Source organism: Stenotrophomonas sp. ISL-67, from assembly GCF_018612915.1.
Classification (GTDB): Bacteria; Pseudomonadota; Gammaproteobacteria; order Xanthomonadales; family Xanthomonadaceae; genus Stenotrophomonas.
This window is the reverse complement of record NZ_JAGGRL010000002.1, coordinates 231,897-250,529: the sequence shown is the minus strand read 5'-3', so window position 1 is coordinate 250,529 and position 18,633 is coordinate 231,897. Positions and strand designations below refer to the sequence as shown.

At 66.9% G+C, this 18,633-nt stretch carries 21 protein-coding genes; 10 read left to right on the top strand and 11 right to left on the bottom strand.

The genetic code is table 11. The features are described from left to right. Positions 1-86: 86 nt before the first annotated feature. Entirely contained in the window at positions 87-1,451 is a 1,365-nt protein-coding gene (locus J7J08_RS04750) for a glutamate--cysteine ligase (RefSeq protein WP_214902028.1), read from the top strand. A 45-nt stretch (positions 1,452-1,496) separates the two neighbouring features. Here the strand turns inward: J7J08_RS04750 and J7J08_RS04745 are convergent, their stop codons facing one another. Next, positions 1,497-2,549 carry an NAD(P)-dependent alcohol dehydrogenase gene (locus tag J7J08_RS04745; RefSeq protein ID WP_214902027.1) on the bottom strand — a complete coding sequence of 351 codons (1,053 nt, stop codon included), beginning with the start codon at positions 2,547-2,549 and terminating at the stop codon, positions 1,497-1,499. Between the two features lie 104 nt (positions 2,550-2,653). Here J7J08_RS04745 and J7J08_RS04740 point away from each other — a divergent pair, with 104 nt between their 5' ends. Both J7J08_RS04740 and J7J08_RS04735 read left to right on the top strand, forming a co-directional pair. Further along, entirely contained in the window at positions 2,654-3,541 is an 888-nt protein-coding gene (locus tag J7J08_RS04740) for a LysR family transcriptional regulator (RefSeq protein WP_214902026.1), read from the top strand. 195 nt (positions 3,542-3,736) lie between these two features. After that, the gene (locus tag J7J08_RS04735; RefSeq protein WP_214902025.1) at positions 3,737-4,573 is read left to right on the top strand and encodes a porin family protein; all 837 of its coding nucleotides are present in this window, start codon (positions 3,737-3,739) and stop codon (positions 4,571-4,573) included. A gap of 42 nt (positions 4,574-4,615) precedes the next feature. Here J7J08_RS04735 and J7J08_RS04730 read toward each other — a convergent pair whose 3' ends face one another. Genes J7J08_RS04730 through J7J08_RS04715 form a run of 4 tightly spaced genes read right to left on the bottom strand, consistent with a single transcriptional unit; the run spans position 4,616 to position 7,444 of the window. Then, a complete protein-coding gene (locus J7J08_RS04730; RefSeq protein WP_251006418.1) occupies positions 4,616-5,167 on the bottom strand; it encodes a thioredoxin family protein in 552 nt (183 codons plus the stop codon). A gap of 17 nt (positions 5,168-5,184) precedes the next feature. Continuing rightward, on the bottom strand, positions 5,185-5,601 hold the full coding sequence (locus J7J08_RS04725; RefSeq protein WP_214902021.1) for an organic hydroperoxide resistance protein: 417 nt from the start codon (positions 5,599-5,601) through the stop codon (positions 5,185-5,187). Positions 5,602-5,635: 34 nt separating this feature from the next. Beyond that, positions 5,636-6,688 (bottom strand): alpha/beta hydrolase, encoded by a 1,053-nt coding sequence (locus J7J08_RS04720; protein ID WP_214902018.1) that lies wholly within the window; start codon positions 6,686-6,688, stop codon positions 5,636-5,638. An 18-nt stretch (positions 6,689-6,706) separates the two neighbouring features. Further along, positions 6,707-7,444, bottom strand: a complete 738-nt coding sequence (locus J7J08_RS04715; RefSeq protein ID WP_214902015.1) for an SDR family oxidoreductase — start codon at positions 7,442-7,444, stop codon at positions 6,707-6,709. 244 nt (positions 7,445-7,688) lie between these two features. On the opposite strand from J7J08_RS04715, the gene J7J08_RS04710 reads away from it, so the two are divergent. The 7 genes from J7J08_RS04710 to fghA all read left to right on the top strand — a co-directional run bounded on the left by J7J08_RS04710 (position 7,689) and on the right by fghA (position 13,700). Continuing rightward, positions 7,689-8,432, top strand: a complete 744-nt coding sequence (locus tag J7J08_RS04710) for a response regulator (RefSeq protein WP_214902012.1) — start codon at positions 7,689-7,691, stop codon at positions 8,430-8,432. Next, entirely contained in the window at positions 8,429-9,793 is a 1,365-nt protein-coding gene (locus J7J08_RS04705) for a HAMP domain-containing sensor histidine kinase (RefSeq protein ID WP_214902009.1), read from the top strand. The genes J7J08_RS04710 and J7J08_RS04705 overlap by 4 nt, the downstream gene beginning before the upstream one ends. Positions 9,794-9,829: 36 nt before the next feature. Continuing rightward, positions 9,830-10,813 carry a glycoside hydrolase family 43 protein gene (locus tag J7J08_RS04700; RefSeq protein ID WP_214902005.1) on the top strand — a complete coding sequence of 328 codons (984 nt, stop codon included), beginning with the start codon at positions 9,830-9,832 and terminating at the stop codon, positions 10,811-10,813. 88 nt (positions 10,814-10,901) lie between these two features. Then, a complete protein-coding gene (locus tag J7J08_RS04695; RefSeq protein WP_214902002.1) occupies positions 10,902-11,174 on the top strand; it encodes a DUF2845 domain-containing protein in 273 nt (90 codons plus the stop codon). A gap of 237 nt (positions 11,175-11,411) precedes the next feature. Continuing rightward, complete coding sequence (gene frmR / locus J7J08_RS04690) at positions 11,412-11,687, top strand: formaldehyde-responsive transcriptional repressor FrmR (protein WP_214902000.1); 276 nt, start codon at positions 11,412-11,414, stop codon at positions 11,685-11,687. A gap of 55 nt (positions 11,688-11,742) precedes the next feature. Next, positions 11,743-12,852 (top strand): S-(hydroxymethyl)glutathione dehydrogenase/class III alcohol dehydrogenase, encoded by a 1,110-nt coding sequence (locus tag J7J08_RS04685; protein ID WP_214901998.1) that lies wholly within the window; start codon positions 11,743-11,745, stop codon positions 12,850-12,852. 17 nt (positions 12,853-12,869) lie between these two features. Then, complete coding sequence (gene fghA, locus J7J08_RS04680; RefSeq protein WP_214901997.1) at positions 12,870-13,700, top strand: S-formylglutathione hydrolase; 831 nt, start codon at positions 12,870-12,872, stop codon at positions 13,698-13,700. A gap of 46 nt (positions 13,701-13,746) precedes the next feature. On the opposite strand, the gene J7J08_RS04675 is transcribed toward fghA, so the two are convergent. From J7J08_RS04675 to J7J08_RS04650, 6 genes are all read right to left on the bottom strand, one after another. After that, a complete protein-coding gene (locus J7J08_RS04675; RefSeq protein ID WP_214901996.1) occupies positions 13,747-14,607 on the bottom strand; it encodes a PA4780 family RIO1-like protein kinase in 861 nt (286 codons plus the stop codon). Positions 14,608-14,736: 129 nt separating this feature from the next. Beyond that, the gene (locus tag J7J08_RS04670; protein WP_214901994.1) at positions 14,737-15,462 is read right to left on the bottom strand and encodes a M23 family metallopeptidase; all 726 of its coding nucleotides are present in this window, start codon (positions 15,460-15,462) and stop codon (positions 14,737-14,739) included. Between the two features lie 6 nt (positions 15,463-15,468). Further along, positions 15,469-16,434 (bottom strand): L,D-transpeptidase, encoded by a 966-nt coding sequence (locus tag J7J08_RS04665; RefSeq protein WP_214901993.1) that lies wholly within the window; start codon positions 16,432-16,434, stop codon positions 15,469-15,471. A gap of 90 nt (positions 16,435-16,524) precedes the next feature. Next, the gene (locus tag J7J08_RS04660; protein ID WP_214901991.1) at positions 16,525-16,860 is read right to left on the bottom strand and encodes a hypothetical protein; all 336 of its coding nucleotides are present in this window, start codon (positions 16,858-16,860) and stop codon (positions 16,525-16,527) included. Positions 16,861-16,966: 106 nt separating this feature from the next. After that, positions 16,967-17,911, bottom strand: a complete 945-nt coding sequence (locus J7J08_RS04655; protein WP_214901988.1) for a DegV family protein — start codon at positions 17,909-17,911, stop codon at positions 16,967-16,969. 83 nt (positions 17,912-17,994) lie between these two features. Beyond that, positions 17,995-18,630, bottom strand: a complete 636-nt coding sequence (locus J7J08_RS04650) for a DsbA family protein (protein WP_214901985.1) — start codon at positions 18,628-18,630, stop codon at positions 17,995-17,997. Between the last annotated feature and the right edge of the window lie 3 nt (positions 18,631-18,633).

Genomic DNA, 18,633 nt, shown 5'->3' with positions numbered 1-18,633 from the left:
GAACGGCCACCCTATACTGCGCCCTTGCGATGCAGGGCGATCAGCCCCACATCCCCGTCCAGTCCAGAATCCCTGCGAGCCTCCCCTTGTCGAGCCCCAGCCACGTCGCCGAGACGCCGATCACCGACCGCAATGAACTGGTCGCCACGTTGGCCTCCGGTGAAAAGCCCAAGGCGCAGTGGCGCATCGGCACGGAACACGAGAAGTTCGGCTTCCAGCTGGATGACCTGCGCCCGCCCACCTTCGATGGCGCTCGCGGTATCGAAGCGCTGTTGACCGGGTTGACCCGCTTCGGCTGGGCACCGGTGCAGGAGAACGGCCGCACCATCGCGCTGCTGCGCGACAACGCGTCGGTCACGCTGGAACCGGCCGGCCAGCTGGAACTGTCGGGCGCGGCGCTGGAAAGCATCCACCAGACCTGCGTGGAAACCGGCACCCACCTCAACGAGGTGGCGCAGGTGGCGGCGGAGCTGGGGCTGGGCTTCCTGGGCATGGGCTTCCAGCCGAAGTGGACGCGCGGGGAGATGCCGTGGATGCCCAAGGGCCGCTACCGCATCATGCGCGATTACATGCCCAAGGTCGGTTCGCTTGGCCTGGACATGATGACCCGCACCTGCACGGTGCAGGTGAACCTGGATTACGCCACCGAAGCTGACATGGTGAAGAAGTTCCGGGTGTCGTTGGCATTGCAGCCGATCGCCACGGCGCTGTTCGCCGATTCGCCGTTCACCGAGGGCAGGCCGAACGGTTACCTGAGCTACCGTTCGCACATCTGGACGGACACGGACGCCGACCGTACCGGCATGCTCGACTTCGTGTTCGAGGAGGGCTTCGGTTACGAGCGGTACGTGGATTACCTGCTCGACGTGCCGATGTATTTCTCTTACCGGGATGGCGTGTACCACGATGCCAGCGGGCAGAGCTTCCGCGATTTCATGGTGGGCAAGCTGCCGGTGCTGCCGGGCCAGCTGCCGACACTGCGCGACTGGTCGGACCACATGACCACGGCGTTCCCGGAAGTACGCCTGAAGAAGTACCTGGAAATGCGCGGCGCCGATGGTGGCCCGTGGGCGCGGCTGTGTGCGCTGCCGGCGTTCTGGGTGGGGCTGCTGTATGACGATGCGGCGCTGGATGCGGCGTGGGACCTGGTGCGTGATTTCAGCCTGGTCGAGCGCCATGCGCTGCGCGATGGGGTGCCGAAGCATGCGCTGAACCTGCCGTTCCGCGGTGGCACGGTGCGCGACCTGGCGGGCGAAGCATTGAAGATCGCGGTGGCTGGCCTGCAGCGTCGTGCGGCACGCAATGCCGACGGCCAGGATGAAAGCCACTTCCTGGATGTGCTGCAGGAGATCGTGGCCTCGGGCATCACCCCGGCCGAGCGCAAGCTGGCGCTGTACCACGGTGAGTGGAACCAGAGCGTGGACCCGGTGTTCAAGCAGTTCGCGTATTGATTCCCCCCAAGAAAAAACCCCGGCGATGCCGGGGTTTTTGGTTCATTACGCCGTCAGTGTCGCCATGTCGATGACGAACCGGTAACGCACGTCGTTCTTCGCCATGCGCGCCCAGGCTTCGTTGACGGCCTTGATGTCGATCACTTCCACGTCGCTGACGATGTTGTGTTCGGCACAGAAATCCATCATTTCCTGGGTTTCGGCCATGCCGCCGATCGCCGAGCCGGTCACGTGCTTGCGGCCGAAGATCACGCTGGAGCCGTTCAACGGCGGGTCCAGTTCGGTGATCACGCCGACCAGGCACATGGTGGCATCACGCTTGAGCAGCGACATGTACGGGTTGGTGTCGTGGCCGACCGGGATGGTGTTGAGCAGGAAATCGAAGCTGTTGGCGTGCGCCTTCATCTGCGCCGGGTCGCGCGAGACCAGCACCTCGTCGGCGCCCAGGCGCTTGGCATCGGCACCCTTTTCCGGGGTGGTGGTGATCATCACCACGGTGGCGCCCATCGCCTTGGCGAACTTCACGCCCATGTGGCCCAGGCCACCCAGGCCGATCACGCCGACCTTCTGGCCGGGGCCGACCTTCCAGTGGCGCAGCGGGGAGTAGGTGGTGATGCCGGCGCACAGCAGCGGGGCGGCGGCCTTCAGGTCCAGCGTTTCAGAGACTTTCACCACGAAGCGCTGTTCGACCACGATGTGGTCGGAGTAGCCGCCGTAGGTGAGCTGGTCGCTGCCGCGTTCGGTGCTGTTGTAGGTGTAGGTGGGGCCTTTTTCGCAGTACTGCTCCAGGTCGTGGTCGCAGGCGTCGCAATGGCGGCAGGAGTCGACCATGCAGCCCACGCCAGCGACGTCGCCGACCTTGAAGCGGGTGACGTTGGTGCCGACTTCGGTGACCCGGCCGATGATTTCGTGGCCCGGCACCATCGGGAACTGGGCGCCGCCCCAGTCGTCGCGGGCCTGGTGCAGGTCGGAGTGGCAGATGCCGCTGTAGAGGATCTGGATGCGGACATCGTCGGCACCGACCGTGCGGCGTTCGAAGGAGAACGGTACCAGCGGCGCGGCCTGGTCATGCACGGCATAGCCATGGGCGAGGGACATGGAGATATCCTGGGATTTATGGAAAGGCGCTTTACAATACGCGCGCATCCAACCGGTATACAGTCAGTATATCGGCATGATTCATCAAGGCAGACTGCACAATCGTGGCTACTGACAACCTGACCCACCTGGCCGCGTTCGCGGCGGTAGCCCGCCACCGCAGCTTCCGTCGCGCGGGGGCGGAGCTGGCGCTGTCGACCTCGGCGGTGAGCTACGCGATCCGCGCGCTGGAAGAGCGGTTGGGGGTGGGGCTGTTTCATCGCACCACGCGCAGCGTGGCGCTGACCGAGGCCGGGCAGCGGCTGCTCGATCGCCTGCAGCCAGCGCTGGGCCAGGTGCATGACGCGCTGGAGGAAATGAACCACTTCCGTGCCGCGCCGGCCGGCCTGCTGCGGATCAATGCCACCCGCGCGGCGGTGCATACCGAGCTGGGGCCGCGCCTGGCGCACTACCTGCGCGCGCACCCGGATGTACGGCTGGAGGTGGCGCAGGACGATGGGCTGGTGGATATCGTGGCCGAGGGCTACGACGCCGGGGTGCGGTTGCATGAGTTCGTGCCGGAGGACATGGTGGCGGTGCCGCTGGGGCCGCCGTTGCGTGGGCTTATCGTGGCGTCGCCGGCCTATCTGCGCGGGCGTCCCGTGCCACAACACCCGCGCGATCTGGTGCAGCACGAGTGCGTGCGCTTCCGCTTCGCCAGCGGGCATCTGTACAAGTGGCAGTTCGAGCGCGAGGGCCAGACCTTGGACATCGATGTGCCGGGCCGGCTCACGCTGGGCGACCAGCACACCATCCTGCAGGCCGTGCTGGACGGCCTGGGCCTGGCCTACGTGCTGGAGGATGCGGCGCGTCCATATCTGGACGACGGCCGGCTGGTGGCAGTGCTGGAAGACTGGAGCGAACCGTTCGCCGGCTGGGTGCTGTACTACCCACGCCAGCGGCAGATGTCCTCGGCGTTGCGCGCATTCGTGGATATGCTGCGCGACCACTAGCCGCGTTCGCTGAGATCTCGTTGTAACCAGCGCCATCGTAGAGCCAGGCCCTGCCTGGCTGCCACGGTAAGTACATTTACTGACCACCACCTGCCCAAATCATCTTTCCAACCGCCCCCCGCGGTGCAACCATGGTTCCAGATTGGCGGACCCTGCAACATTCCATTTGAGCTCGGCCACCCCGGAGCACCGGTCATGTCGTTCTCCCTGCCGTTCCGCAGCACCCTCTTCATCCTCGGCCTGCCGACACTGGTGTTGGCGCTCGCCCCATGCGCCCACGCCGTGGAACCGCTGGACACCTTCAGCGTCCACGTCAGCGGCTATGTGACCTCGTTCGATACCGAGATCCGCGCCGATGGCGAAGGCAGGCGTGGTACCGACATCAACCTGCATCGCGACCTTGGGCTGGGCGACGACAACCTGGTCGCCACCGTCGGCCTCACCTGGCGCCCGTGGGAAAAGCATGAGTTCGCGCTCTCGTATTACACGCAGAGCGCCGATGCGACCCGCCAGATCAACCGCGACATCGAGTTCGACGGAACGCTCTACGACGCCTCCAGCACGATACGCACCGATGTGGATATCGATGCCTACGAGGCCTCCTATACCTGGTGGGCGGCATCGCACGACCAGTGGGCATTGGGCCCGCGCGTGGGCTTGGTCTGGTACCGCATGGAGCTGGGCATCAAGCTCGACGTGGACGTGGGTGGCAACCAGGGCGGTGGCGCGGCCAGCAGCAGGGTATCGGCCGATGTGCCGGCGCCGATGATCGGCGGCGGCTGGCGTTGGACGCCATCGGACGACTGGCGGCTTTCCGCCGACGTGGGCTACTTCACCGTCAGCGTCGATGACATCGACGGCGACATCTACTTCGGGCGCGCTGGCGTGGAATGGTTCCCCTGGGAGCGCACCGGTTTCACCCTCGACTACACCTACACCCGGATCGAAGCGGACGCGGACAAGGACAGTTTCAGTGGAAATGTCGACTTCAGGGATGCCGGCCTGCGCTTCGGGTTCGTGTACCGGTTCTGAAGTCCGTCATACCACGGGGCAATAGGCACCTGCCCGGGGATGTCATGGAAAGTGCTCCGATGCGGCAAGAAGTTTCCGGATCTGTGCTTCGGTGGCCGCGTAATCGCCTTCGCCGAAATGCCGGTAGACGATGCGGCCTTCCTGGTCGATCAGGTACAGCGCTGGCCAGTACTGGTTTCCATACGCACGCCAGGTCTGGTAGGTGTTGTCCTGCGCCACCGGCCAGGTGACACCGAGCCGCTTCACCGCCGCCGCCACGTTGCGCGGCAGCTTTTCATAGCCGAACTCCGGGGTGTGCACGCCGATCACGGTCAGCCCCTTGCTGGCGTAGGTGTCATGCCACCGCTTCACGTGCGGCATCACGTTGAGGCAGTTGATGCACGAGTAGGTCCAGAATTCCACCAGCACCACCTTGCCGCGCAGCTGCTGCAGCGATTGCGGCGGGCCGTTGAGCCAGTGCTCGATGCCGGTGAACTCCGGCGCCTGCGGCGCCGGCAGGCTGGGGCTGGGCGGGACCGGGTCGGCCGCTGCGCCCGGCGTACAGGCGCTGGCGGAGATGCACGCGGCTAGCAGGGTGATGATTGGGCGAAGCATGCGCATGGTCCTTCTCCTCAGGCGATCGAGATCTGTACGTCGATGTTGCCGCGCGTGGCCTTGGAGTACGGGCAGGTGCGGTGCGCTGCTTCCGCCAGTGCCGAGGCTTGTGCGGGGTCCATGCCGGGCACGCTGATCCGCAGCCGTGCCTGCAGCTGGTAGTCCTCGCCGACCATGCCGAGGTCGACTTCGGCATCAACGGCGGTGTCGGCGGGCAGGGTCACGTTCAAGCTGCGCGCGGCCTTGGCCATCGCGCCCTGGAAGCAGGCAGACCAGCCTGCCGCGAACAGCTGCTCGGGATTGGTGCCGGGCTTGCCGCTTCCCGGCGGGGACAGGGCGATATCCAGTTGGCCGTCATCGCTGTACGCGCGCCCGGCGCGGCCGCCGACGGTGTGGGTCTTTCCGGTGTACAGGACCTTGTCGATTGCATTCATGGTGGTTGTCTCGGGTGTGGATGAAGAGGTTGGATCAGAGTGCAGCGGCGTCGATCACCGCTTTTACGAACGCCTCGGGTGCCTCCTGCGGCGGGTTGTGGCCCACGCCGCCCTGCAGTAGGCGATGCTCATAAGGCCCGGTGAATTTGGCGGCGTAGGCCTCGGCCTTGGGGTGCGGTGCGCCGTTGGCATCGCCTTCCAGGGTGATGGTCGGTACGCCGATGCTCGGCGCCTGGGCCAGGCGCTGCTCCAGCGCGGCGTACTTCGGCTCGCCGTCGGCCAGGCCCAGGCGCCAGCGGTAGTTGTGCACGACGATGGCCACGTGGTCGGGGTTGTCCAGCGCGGCGGCGCTGCGCGCGAAGGTGGCCTCGTCGAAGCGCCACTGCGGTGAGGCCAGCTGCCAGATCTGGCGGGCGAAGTCATGGGTGTACGTTGCGTAGCCTGCCTCGCCGCGATCGGTGGCGAAGTAGAACTGGTACCACCACTGCAGTTCGGCTTGCGGCGGCAGCGGCGTCTTGCCGGCCTCCTGGCTGCCAATGAGATAGCCGCTGACCGATACCAGCGACTTGACCCGTTCCGGCCACAGTGCGGCAACGATGTCCGCCGAGCGTGCACCCCAGTCGAAGCCGGCCAGGTTGGCGCGTGGAATGTGCAGGGCATCAAGCAGGTTCAGCACATCGGAGGCGAGCGCGGCCGGTTCGCCGTTGCGCGGCGTCTGCGCCGACAGGAAGCGGGTGCTGCCGTAGCCACGCAGGTGCGGCACGATCACCCGGTAGCCCTTGGCCGCCAGCCGTGGGGCGACCTCGGCGTAGGCATTGATGTCATAGGGCCAGCCGTGCAGCAGCACGACCACCTCGCCGTCGGCCGGGCCCAGCTCGGCGTAGGCCACGTCCAGGTCGCCGGCGACGACATGCTTGTTCGCCTCCAGTGGGGCCGGAGCGCGTGCGACCGTTGCCGTCGGCGCAGAGGCGGGCAGGGCAGGCGCTGCGGCAGCGGATGCGGAGGCCGCAAAGGCCATCGTCACTGCCAGCAGGGAGGCGCCGAATGACCGCGGCGAACGGGACAGCGGGAAAGAAGTGGTGTGCATGGTGCTCTCCGTTGAAGTTCAGATGGCCCAGCCGCCATCGATGGTCAGGCTGGAACCGGTCATGTAGGCCGCTTCATGGCTGGCAAGCCAGGCGGCGAGTCCTGCGATTTCATCGGGCTGGCCGACGCGGCCGAGCGGGTTGCGCTGCACCAGCTGGTTGACGAAATCGGCGGTGATGTCGGTGGCGATCGGGCCGGGCTGGATGTTGTTGATCGTGATCCGGCGCGGCGCCAGGTCCAGCGCCAGTTCGCGCACCAGCGTGGCAACTGCGGCCTTGGTCATCGCATAGACGCTGCTGCCGACCGCACCGCTGCGCACGGCGGTGTTGCTGCCGATGGTGACCAGGCGACCCCCGTCGTTCATGGCCGCAGCGGCTGCCTGCACGGCGAGGAACACGCCACGCACGTTCACGGCCAGCATCCGGTCCAGCAGTTCGGTGGGAAAGCCGGCCAGCGGGCTGCCCTGGTAGATGCCGGCATTGACCACCGCTACCTGCAACGAGCCGAAGGTGTCCACCGCGTGCTTGACCGCCGCGGCGATTGCCTGGGCATCGGCGCTGTCAGCCTGTATGGCGATAGCCTGGCCGCCGTCGGCCTGGATCGAGGCGACCACCGCAGCGGCCTTCTCAGGCTGGGAGACGAAGGTCAGCGCGACGGGATGGCCCTCACGGGCCAGCCGCCTGGCAATGGCGGCACCAATGCCACGGGAGCCGCCGAAAACCAGCGCGGTGTTGGAATGGGATGCAGTGGCACTCATGCAGGTGTCCTCGGGGTGGGCGGCCTGCGGAGGAGCCGCCGGCGTTGGAGGCCATTCAACGCCCGCCGCGTATCCGGCAGGTGTCGCCGAACCCGGAGATTTGTCGCCTTTGCGCACAACGACGGTGGTTGATACACAGTCATACAAATGGATGCCCCCGCCTTGCCGCAGGGCCGCGCCGGCGGCGATACCATGCGTTCACGGGCCCGCAGCGGGTCGCGGACCACCCCCACGCGGAGCAGGCATGAGTACCCACACCGACCACATCCTGGTTGTCGATGACGACGCCGATATCCGCCAGCTGGTGGGCGACTATCTGCGCCGCAACGGCCTGCGCGTGAGCCAGGCGGCAGACGGGCGTGAGATGCGCGCCACGCTGGAGACCAGCGATGTGGACCTGATCGTGCTGGACGTGATGATGCCGGGCGAAGACGGCCTGTCGCTGTGCCGCAACCTGCGCGCCGGCAAGCACCGCGCGGTGCCGGTGGTGATGCTGACCGCGCGCGATGACGAGACCGACCGCATCATCGGCCTGGAAATGGGCGCCGATGATTACGTGGTCAAACCGTTCTCGTCGCGCGAGCTGCTGGCGCGCATCAACGCGGTGATCCGGCGCGCGCGCATGTTGCCGCCGAACCTGCAGGTGAGCGAGGCCGCCCGCCTGATCCGCTTCGGCACGTGGCGGCTGGATACCAGTGCGCGGCACCTGCTGGACGAGGCCGGCACGGTCTACCCGCTCAGCGGCGGCGAGTTCCGCCTGCTGCGGGTCTTCATCGACCACCCGCAGCGCGTGCTCAGCCGCGACCAGTTGCTCAACCTGACCCAGGGCCGCGACGCCGAACTGTTCGACCGCTCCATCGACCTGCTGGTCAGCCGCTTGCGCCAGCGCCTGGGCGATGGCGCGCGCGAACAGACCTTCATCAAGACCGTGCGCAGCGAAGGCTATGTGTTCAGCCAGCCGGTCGTGTTGCTCGACGAGGACGCATGAACACCGCGGTGCATCGCCGCAGGTTCCGTTGGCTGCCGCGCACGCTGGGCGCGCGCCTGCTGCTGATCCTGGCTGCGGGCATGCTGCTTGCGCACGGGTTGTCGTTCGCGCTGCTGTTCCATGAGCGCGCCACGGCCACGCGCTCGATGATGTTGAGCAACATGGAAGACGATGTGCCGCTCAGCGTCGCGCTGCTCGAGCATCTGTCGCCGGCCGAGCGTACGGCCTGGCTGCCGCAGCTGGAGCGGCGTACCTACCGCTACCTGCTGCGCCCCGCACAGCCGGGCAGCGCGCTGGCCAGCGACCGCGCACGCCAGGTGGCGGGGTTGATCGATGATTCGCTGGCACACCACTATGCATTGCGGCCGCGTGCGGTCTCGGCCTCGCCAGAGCGCTACGAAGTGGAGCTGACCCTGGCCGATGGCCAACCGCTGACCATCGAAGTCACGCCCTCGCTGCTGCCGATCGCGCGCTGGCTGCCGTGGGTGCTCGCCGCGCAGGTATTGCTGCTGCTGGGCTGCGTGTGGCTGGCGGTGCGGCTGGCCACCCGCCCGCTGGTACGGCTGGCCGAAGCCGCCGACCGCCTGGACGTGGCCGGGCAGGGCGATGCGATCAGCGAACAGGGCCCGCAGGAAGTGGAAGCGGCGGCACGCGCGCTGAACGCGCTGCAATCGCGCGTGGCCGCACACGTCAGCGAACGCATGCAGATCCTGGCGGCGATCTCGCACGACCTGCAGACGCCGATCACGCGCCTGCGCCTGCGCCTCGAATCGCTGGAAGAAACGCCCGCGCAGGAGCGCCTGCTGGGTGATGTGACCCGGCTCAGCCAGCTGGTGCGCGAGGGCATCGACTATGCGCGCAGCGCAACAGCCAGCATGGGCACCCCGGTGCAACTCGACCTGCCGGCGTTCCTCGACAGCGTGGTGGGCGACTACGAGGACATGGGCAAGCCGGTGCAGCGACTGGCTGGCGCCCAGGCCACCCTGCAGACCCACCCGCAGGTGCTGCGGCGGGTCGTGCAGAACCTGATAGACAACGCGCTGGCGTACGCCGGCAGTGCCGAGGTGGGTTTGACGGTAGACGCGGACGGCAGCGTGACCATTGACGTGCTGGACCGGGGGCCCGGCATTCCAGACGCCTCGCTGGCGGCGGTGCTGCAGCCATTCCACAGGCTGGAGCCCTCGCGCGGGCGGTCAAGTGGGGGAACCGGGCTGGGCCTGGCCATCGCCGACCAGCTGAGCCGCGCGCTGGGCGGGCGGTTGACGCTGGCCAACCGCGAGGGCGGCGGGTTGCGCGCCGCCGTGGCGTTGACCGGGAAAAATGCTGCAGTGCGCACAAAGCTGGTGCTTGAATCGATCTAAACTGGTCTCTCGACGAACGGGTATGGGAGGCAGGGCATGGGGGTTCGCAGCACGATGGTGGTGGCCGCAGCACTGGCGGCGGCAGTTTCGTTCGGCGCGGTAGCCGCGCCGATGTCAGGCAATCCGATCCTGCCCGGCTGGTACGCCGATCCGGAAGCGGCGGTATTCGGCAATAGCTATTGGATATTCCCGACCAGCTCGCGACCGTACGCCGAGCAGACCGCGTTCGACGCGTTTTCGTCGCCTGACCTGGTGCAGTGGACCCGGCATCCGGGTGTGCTGAAGATCGAGGCGGTCTCCTGGGCCAGGGAGGCGCTGTGGGCCCCGTCGGTGGTGGAGAAGGACGGAAAGTACTATTTCTTCTTCTCTGCCAACGACATCAAGAACGACAGCGAAGTGGGCGGCATCGGCGTGGCCGTGGCCGACCGGCCCGAGGGCCCGTACCGCGACCTGCTTGGCAAGCCGCTGATCGGCTCGTTCCACAACGGCGCCCAGCCCATCGACCAGTTCGTGTTCAAGGATGACGATGGCACCTGGTACATGCTGTACGGCGGCTGGAAACACGCCAACATCGTGCGGCTCAAGGACGATTTCACCGGGATCGAGCCGTTGGCCGACGGCACGCTGTACAAGGAGATCACCCCGGCGCCGGAGTACGTCGAAGGGTCGCTCATGTTCAAGCGCGGGGGCCGCTATTACTACATGTGGTCCGAAGGCGGCTGGGGCGAGCCGGATTACGCCGTGGCCTACGCCATCGCCGACGCACCCACCGGGCCGTTCAAGCGGATCGGCCGGATCCTGCAGCAGGACCCGGCCATCGCCACCAGCGCCGGCCACCATTCGCTCATCCATGCGCCGGACGACGACAGCTGGTACATCGTCTACCACCGGCGCCCGCTGGGCCTGACTGGCCGCAACGAGCGCGCCACCGCCATCGACCGCATGGTGTTCGATGCGCAGGGGCATATCCTGCCCGTGAAGATGACCCACGAAGGGGTACCCGCGCATCCATTGCCCTGATGCAGGGTCGTGCCCTGCCGGCCCCTCCGGCCACTTTGTGGCAAAGTTGGCCCATGGCTTGCCCGCCATGGGCACAAGGAGAGCAGGGATGATGAACAGCAAGGGTTGGGTGTTGGCGCTGTGCCTGGTGGCTGGCTCGGCGATGGCCGACAGCATCCGCTTCGAACGAGGCCTGGTGAACTCGGGGGATACCGCCGGCAAGGTCACCCAGGTGGCCGGAAAGCCGGACCGGGTGATCCAGGAGGAGAGCGACCAGGGCGGCAATGTGGGTGAGCGCTGGGAGTATTACCTGCAGCGCAAGACCGTGCAGGTGAAGTTCCGCGACGGCCGGGTCGTTGCCATCCGGGAAATCTTCAACTGACCCCCCCTGTGATGTGCCATGCTTCCCTCACCAACGGGGAGAACGCAGTCATGGCCAAGGGTCTGGACAAGCAGAAAGAGCAGAAAAAGAAGCCTGCAAAGACCGCCAAGGAAAAGAAGGCGGAAAAGAACGAGAAGAAGAACGCGCGAGGCTTCGCGCCGACCTGACGGTGCCGTGAAGCGCGTTTTCCAGGTCTGTGTATACTATCCCCCAGTATAGTTAGCTGGTCGTGGTGGCGTGCCTCATTCCCCGGAAGAAAAAAAGAAGGTCCTGGCCCGGGTGCGGCGCATTCGCGGCCAGTGCGATGCCCTGGACCGCGCGCTGGAGTCCGGGGCCGACTGCGGCCCGGTACTGCAGCAGATCGCCGCCATCCGTGGCGCGGTCAACGGGCTGATGTCCGAAGTCATGGAAGCCCACCTGCGCGAGGAATTCGGCCAGCCTGCGCAGTCGGACACGCAGCGTGCCGAGCGCGTGCGCGACATGAGCGCACTGATCCGTTCTTACCTGAAATGAGCGCGCGCGCTGCCGCGCGCTGTCCTGCCTTGTGCCTTGTCCTGGAGTATTCCCGATGAAATCCCGTGCTGCCGTTGCCTTCGCCGCTGGCGAACCGCTGAAGATCGTCGAGATTGACGTTGCCCCGCCGCAGAAGGGCGAAGTGCTGGTGCGGATCACCCACACCGGGGTCTGCCACACCGATGCGTTCACCCTGTCCGGCGATGACCCGGAAGGCCTGTTCCCGGCCGTGCTGGGCCATGAAGGCGCTGGCATCGTGATGGAAGTGGGCGAGGGCGTGACCAGCGTGAAGCCGGGCGACCACGTGATTCCGCTTTATACCGCCGAGTGTGGCGAGTGTCTGTTCTGTACCTCGGGCAAGACCAACCTGTGCGTGGCCGTGCGCGCCACCCAGGGCAAGGGCGTGATGCCCGACGGCACCACCCGCTTCTCGTACAACGGCCAGCCGATCTACCACTACATGGGCTGCTCGACCTTCAGCGAGTACACCGTGGTGGCTGAAGTCTCCCTGGCCAGAATCAACCCGGACGCCAACCCCGAGCACGTGTGCCTGCTGGGCTGTGGTGTAACCACCGGCATCGGCGCGGTGCACAACACCGCCAAGGTGCAGGAAGGCGATTCGGTGGCCGTGTTCGGGCTGGGCGGCATCGGCCTGGCGGTGATCCAGGGCGCGCGCCAGGCCAAGGCCGGCCGCATCTTCGCCATCGACACCAACCCCTCCAAGTTCGATTTGGCCAAGCAGTTCGGTGCCACCGACTGCGTCAACCCGAAGGACTTCGACAAGCCGATCCAGCAGGTCATCGTTGAAATGACCACCTGGGGCGTGGACCACACCTTCGAGTGCATCGGCAACGTCAACGTGATGCGCGCGGCGCTGGAATGCGCGCACCGTGGTTGGGGCCAGTCGGTGATCATCGGCGTGGCCGGCTCGGGCCAGGAAATCTCCACCCGTCCGTTCCAGCTGGTCACCGGCCGCTCGTGGAAGGGCACTGCCTTCGGTGGCGTGAAGGGCCGCAGCCAGCTGCCGGGCATGGTCGAAGACGCGATGAGGGGCGATATCGAACTGGCGCCCTTTGTCACCCACACCATGGGACTGGAGAAGATCAACGAGGCCTTCGACCTGATGCACGAAGGCAAGTCGATCCGCTCGGTCGTCCACTACTGATCAGGGCGGGAATGCCCATGGAACGCATCGAACACCGCGCCGCCTTCGGCGGCTGGCAGGACGTGTACCAGCACCGCTCGGCGGTGCTGGGCTGCGAGATGAAGGTGGCCGTGTACCTGCCGCCGCAGGCCGCCACGCAGAAGCTGCCGGTGCTGTATTGGCTGAGCGGGCTGACCTGCACCGAGCAGAACTTCATCACCAAGGCCGGCGCCCAGCATTACGCCGCCGAGCACGGCGTGATCCTGGTCGCGCCGGACACCAGCCCGCGCGGCGACGATGTCGCCGATGCGGAGGGCTACGACCTGGGCAAGGGCGCGGGGTTCTACCTCAATGCCACCGAGCAGCCGTGGGCAGCGCATTACCGCATGCATGACTACATCGTCGAGGAGTTGCCAGCGTTGATTGAAGCGCATCTGCCGGCCACCACTGCGCGCAGCATCAGCGGGCATTCGATGGGCGGCCATGGCGCGCTGGTGGCCGCACTGCGCAACCCGGGGCGCTACCGCAGTGTCTCGGCGTTCTCGCCGATCGTCGCCCCGACCCGGGTGCCGTGGGGGCAGAAGGCCTTCAGCGCGTACCTCGGCGAGGACCGCGCGGGCTGGGTGCAGTGGGACGCCAGTGAGCTGGTGGCCACGGCAACGGAAAAGCTGCCGTTCCTGATCGACCAGGGCGGTGGCGATGAGTTCCTGGACAGCCAGCTGCAGCCGCAGTGGCTGCAGGCCGCGTGCACGGCGGCGGGGCACCCGCTGCAGCTGCGCCGGCAGCCGGGGTATGACCACAGCTACTATTTCATCAGCAGCTTCATCGGCGAGCACATCGCCTACCACGCGAAAGCGTTGTACGCCTGATTTGCGCCGGACATCCCGCAGCCACGCCCTGCGTGGCTGTACCCGATCAATCGTCGTCTTCTTCCGCCGCTTCCCGGCCCTGCTGGCGGATCAGCGCCTCTTCGCGCGCATCGTTGATCGCATGCCGCACGCTGTCCAGGTCGATGGTCGATTCGTCATGCACGAAGGTGCCGGTCAGTACGCTGTCCGGCAGCAGTTCGCCGGCCTCGAACAGGGCCCACATCTCTTCGCCGTACCACGTGTCCAGCAGTTCCGGTGCCGAACGACCCAGGTAGGCGGTGAGGTTGTTGACGTCGCGCAGCAGCATGCTGCGCGCGGCATTGTTGCCACCCGCGCTGACCACCTGCGGGAAATCGATCACCACCGGGCCATCGGGGCCAACCAGTACGTTGTACGGCGACAGATCGCCGTGGATCAGGCCGCAGCACAGCATCAGCACCACCTGGCGCACCAGGATTCCATGGAACTCAAGGGCCTGGTCTGCCTCCAGCGCCACTTCGCCCAACCGCGCGGCGGAGAAGCCTTCGGCATCGGTGACCAGCTCCATCACCAGCACCCCGTGGAAGTAGCCGTGCGGTTCGGGCACGCGCACGCCGGCATCGCGCAGCTGGTACAGCGCGTCGACCTCGGTGTTCTTCCAGGCGGTTTCCTGCTGCTTGCGACCGTACTTGCTGGCCTTGCCCACTGCGCGCGCCTCGCGGCTGCCACGCACCTTGCGGCCTTCCTGGTACTGCACGCGCTGCTGGAAGCTGCGCTGGGCCATGTCCTTGTAGACCTTGGCGCAGCGCACGTCGTCGCCACTGCGCACGACATACACGGCCGCTTCCTTGCCGCTCTTGAGCGGGCGCAGCACTTCATCGATCACGCCGTCTTCGATCAGCGCCTGCAGGCTTTCGGGGGTCTTCACGTAATCTCGGTCAGGTGGGCGGCGCCAATGCGCCAGCCGGCAAGGGAGGGCCGGCGATTCTCGCACCTTCGCGTCGGCCGGGCCAATTGCGAACCCCATCCCGGTTCAGCCAGGCCGGCCGGGCCGGGCTCAGGGCAGGGCCTGTTCACCGCGCAGCAGCGGGTAGGGATTCAGTGACTCGCCCTTCCACCACTGCTTTTCCGGGCCCAGCCGGTGGATCTCGAAGTGCAGGTGCGGGGCGTCGGGGCTGGCGTTGCCGGTGTGCCCGACATAGCCGATCACGTCGCCACGCCTGACCGCCCGCTTCTCGGCCAGCCCATCGGCGTAGCGCTGCAGGTGGGCGTAGTAGTAGCAGTAGGTACCGCCGGGTTCGAACTGGTACACGGTCAGCCCGCCCCGTTCGCTGTCGAACAGCTTCTCGATGGTGCCATCGGCCACCGCCAGCACCGGCGTGCCCTCGGCGGCGAGGATATCGATGGCGTCGTGCACCCGCCCCTGGCTGCGCGCGTCGGTAAAGGTGTCCTGCAGCTGCGTGGGTGTGATGCCCTGCACCGGCAGCAGCAGGCCCGAAGGCCCCGCTGCGGTAGCGCCGGCCGTTGGCCGGCCCTGGGTGATGCCAGCCGTAGCGCCGGGCTCTGCCCGGCCGATTGTGGGCGGCTCGGGCGATGCCGGCAGCCGGGCAGAGCCCGGCGCTACGCGGTGCGGCGTTTCCAGCCGGGCAGAGCCCGGCTCTACGCGGTGCGACGTTTCCAGCCGGGCGGTGCCCGGCTCTACCGCGGTGGTCGGTCCCGACGCCAGCAACCACCACCCGGCAACGCCAATCACCACACCCAGCGCCAGCAGTCGCGTCAGCATCGTCGGTTACTCCTGCATCACCACGGGCACCGAGGCATCAACCGCGTCGGCCACCTGCAGTGCGTCCCAGTTGGTCATCCGCACGCAGCCGTGCGATTCGGTCTTGCCCACGTGGCCCGGTTCGGGGGTGCCATGCAGGCCGTAATGCGGTTTGGAGATGTCGATCCAGACCCGACCGACCGGATTGTTCGGCCCCGGCGGCAGGGTGGCTTTGCCTTCACCGGGCTTGGCATCCCAGAACAGCGTGGGGTTGTAATGGAAGGTCGGCTCGCGCGAGAGGCCCAGGATCTTCCACTCGCCGATCGGCAGCGGATCATGCTGGCTGCCCGAGGAGGCCGGGAACTGCGCGTACACCTTGCCCTGCGCGTCATACAGGCGCAGCGTCGAGTCGGACTTGTCGACGACCAGCCTGGTCGCCTTGGCCAGCGCGGTCGGCGCGATGTTGGGCACCTGGATCGTGCTGCCGGCCTTGCCCAGGTCCACGCCGGGGTTGAGCACCTGCAGCAGCTTGGGATCGGCGTGGAAGCGCTCACCCAGCGCCTCGCCCACGGAACTGAAGCCCAACGTCGTGAGCTTGGCCTGCGCGGATGGCTGCGCCGGAATCGGCTGGAACGGCCCTGCAACGTCCTCGGCGGTGAGGGTGTAACTCACCAGTGGCGGCGTGTCGCCCGCTCGCAGGGCCTCCCAGGTAGCGTCGTCCAGCTCGCCGGTCACCTTCAGGCCGCGCGCGGCCTGGAAGCCGGCCACCGCGCGCTTCTGGTTTGAGCCCAGCAAGCCGTCGATCTGCCCCGGCGAGAAATGCGCCCGGTCCAGCAACACCTGCGCATGCAGATCAGATCGCGGGCCGGTGGCCAGTGCCCCTTCTTCCGCCACCGGCGCCGGCAACGCGGCCGGTGGCTGTGCCATCGCCGGTACTGCGGCAGCCAGGGCCAGGGCAAGCAGGGAAGCGGAAACAGGCAGTCGCAGCGGCATCGGGTACTTCCAGGGCAGGTTCGACCCCACCATGCCGCAGCGTGCTGCACAGGCCTTGTGAAAAGCCTGACGGGTAGCTGACCGCCAGCCTCAACGTACGTCGCGCAGTTCCCAGTGGTGGCCGGCGAGCAGGCGCAAGCGTTCCCGGAACACATCGCTGTTGATGGTCGTGGTGGCGATGAGGTTGATGCGCAGGTCCTTCAGCTCACCGGTGACGGTGGCGGCGGGATCCGTCACGCCCCACTGCGAGTCGACCGCATCCGGGTCGGGTTGCTTGGCGCGCCAGCTGTCGAACAGCCTGGTGGTGCGCAATGCATCCTCAAGCTCTTCGGCGAAGCCGCTGGCGCTCCGCGAATGGAAGGAAAGATCGGAATCGTTGCCGCGGGCCTTGGATGGGTCCGGCAGGCTGATGACGTACTGCGACATGGTGGCCTCCGTTGAATGCGTCAAGGTTGGCAGATGCGCGGTGGATCCGGTGTGCAGGAACCGGCTGCCGGCCGGGCCACCGGCTGGCGCTGGCCCGGCACCGGCTTCAGCCGGTGAAGGTATGCGCCTCGTCGGCGAAACCCACGGTGACCGCACCCTTGCCGACATTGACCATGCCGGTCAGGCTCATCACCGATTCGTACACCGCCACGCCATGCGCCTTGCAGGTTTCGCGCAGGCTGGAATAGCCCGGCAGTGCCTGCAGGTCGGCCAGCTCGCCGCCATAGCTCACGCACACGGTGGGAGTGAGCAGGCCAGCCTTGACCCGCTGGCCGACGAAGTCGAACAGCTTCTGCACGGCGTTGTCGAACCCCTTGATCTTGGCGACCGGCCCGGTGGTGCCACGGTAACCGTGCAGCACCGGCTTGATGTCCAGCGCACTGCCGAGCGCGGCGCTGATCAGGCCCACGCTGCGGTCACCCTTGTGGCGGGCGCGGGCGCGCATGTAATACAGGTCGCGGGTGACCATGTAGCCGTGCACGTTCAGCGCCAGCTGCTCCAGCCGCTCGCGGATCTGCTGCACGCTGGCGCCGCTGTCGCGCAGGCGTACCGCTTCCACCGCAGTGACGCCCTGGGCGGCGAACAGGTTCTGCGTATCCAGCACGCGCAGGGCGAACGGCGAGTTGTAGCCGGCCGCCTGGCGCACCGGTTTGTAATCGTTGAGGATCGCGAAGCTGGCCTGCATCGCGTTGTCGTAGATCGGGCTGCGGGTCTTGGTGATCGTCATGCAGAACACATGGTCGTAATCCATCACCAGCTTGCCCAGGAACAGATCGCGGATCTGCACCACGCTGAAGGGAATGGTCTCGGCCTCGGCGCCGTGTTCGGCAACGTGGGCGTGCAGGAAACTCAGGGTTGCCTGTTCGTCGCGGTGGTCGGCCAGCACGGCCTCGCCAATCCGGACGGTGATGGGCAGCAGCACGATGTTGTGCTGCTGGATGAAGTCCTGCGGTAGATCACAGGCAGAGTCGACCACGATTCCGATGCGCATCCTGTTTGCCCCCTCCAGGCAGGGTGTCCGTTCGAAAGTGTGAAAGCTATCTCAAAACGCTTCCTGTTGCCTGACCGCGCGGGTCAGCTTGGCCGGCTGCGCGCCACTGCCACCGGCAGCGAATCGATCCGCTGCCATTCCGGTTGCTGCAGCAGGCCCGGGTCGGCCAGCACCGCCGCCATCAGCGCGTGCGATTCGTTGCCCCAGAACAGCTCGCCATCGATGGCCAGGGTCGGCACCCCGAACACCCCCGCGGCGATGGCCGCCTCGGTGTTCTGGCGCAGCTGCTCCTTCACCGACGGCGCCGATACCGCCGCCGCGACGTCGCCTATATCCAGCATCGCGCCGGGCAGGGCCAGCGCCTGCGGGGTATCGGCGGCATGGCCGTCGCGCCAGATCCAGTTGAACAGGATGTCCACCGACGCCGGTGTGGCGCCCGCCGCCAGGCACAGCCGCAGCGCCGCCAGCGGGTTGAACGGATGGCCCGGCGGGAAGCGCAGTGGAACGCCCTGCTGCTGCGCCTGCCACAGCACCTGGCGGTAGGTGAAGCGGCGCTTGGACGGAATCTCGGCCGGGCCGAGGTTGCCCAGGTGGTGCAGTACCGCGCCCAGTGCGATCGGCACCGGGGTGATCCGTTCGAACTGCGGCAGGGTTTTGAGCTGCTGCCAGTGCAGGTAAGCGAAGGGCGAGACGAAGTCGAAGTACCAGCGCAGGGTCATGGC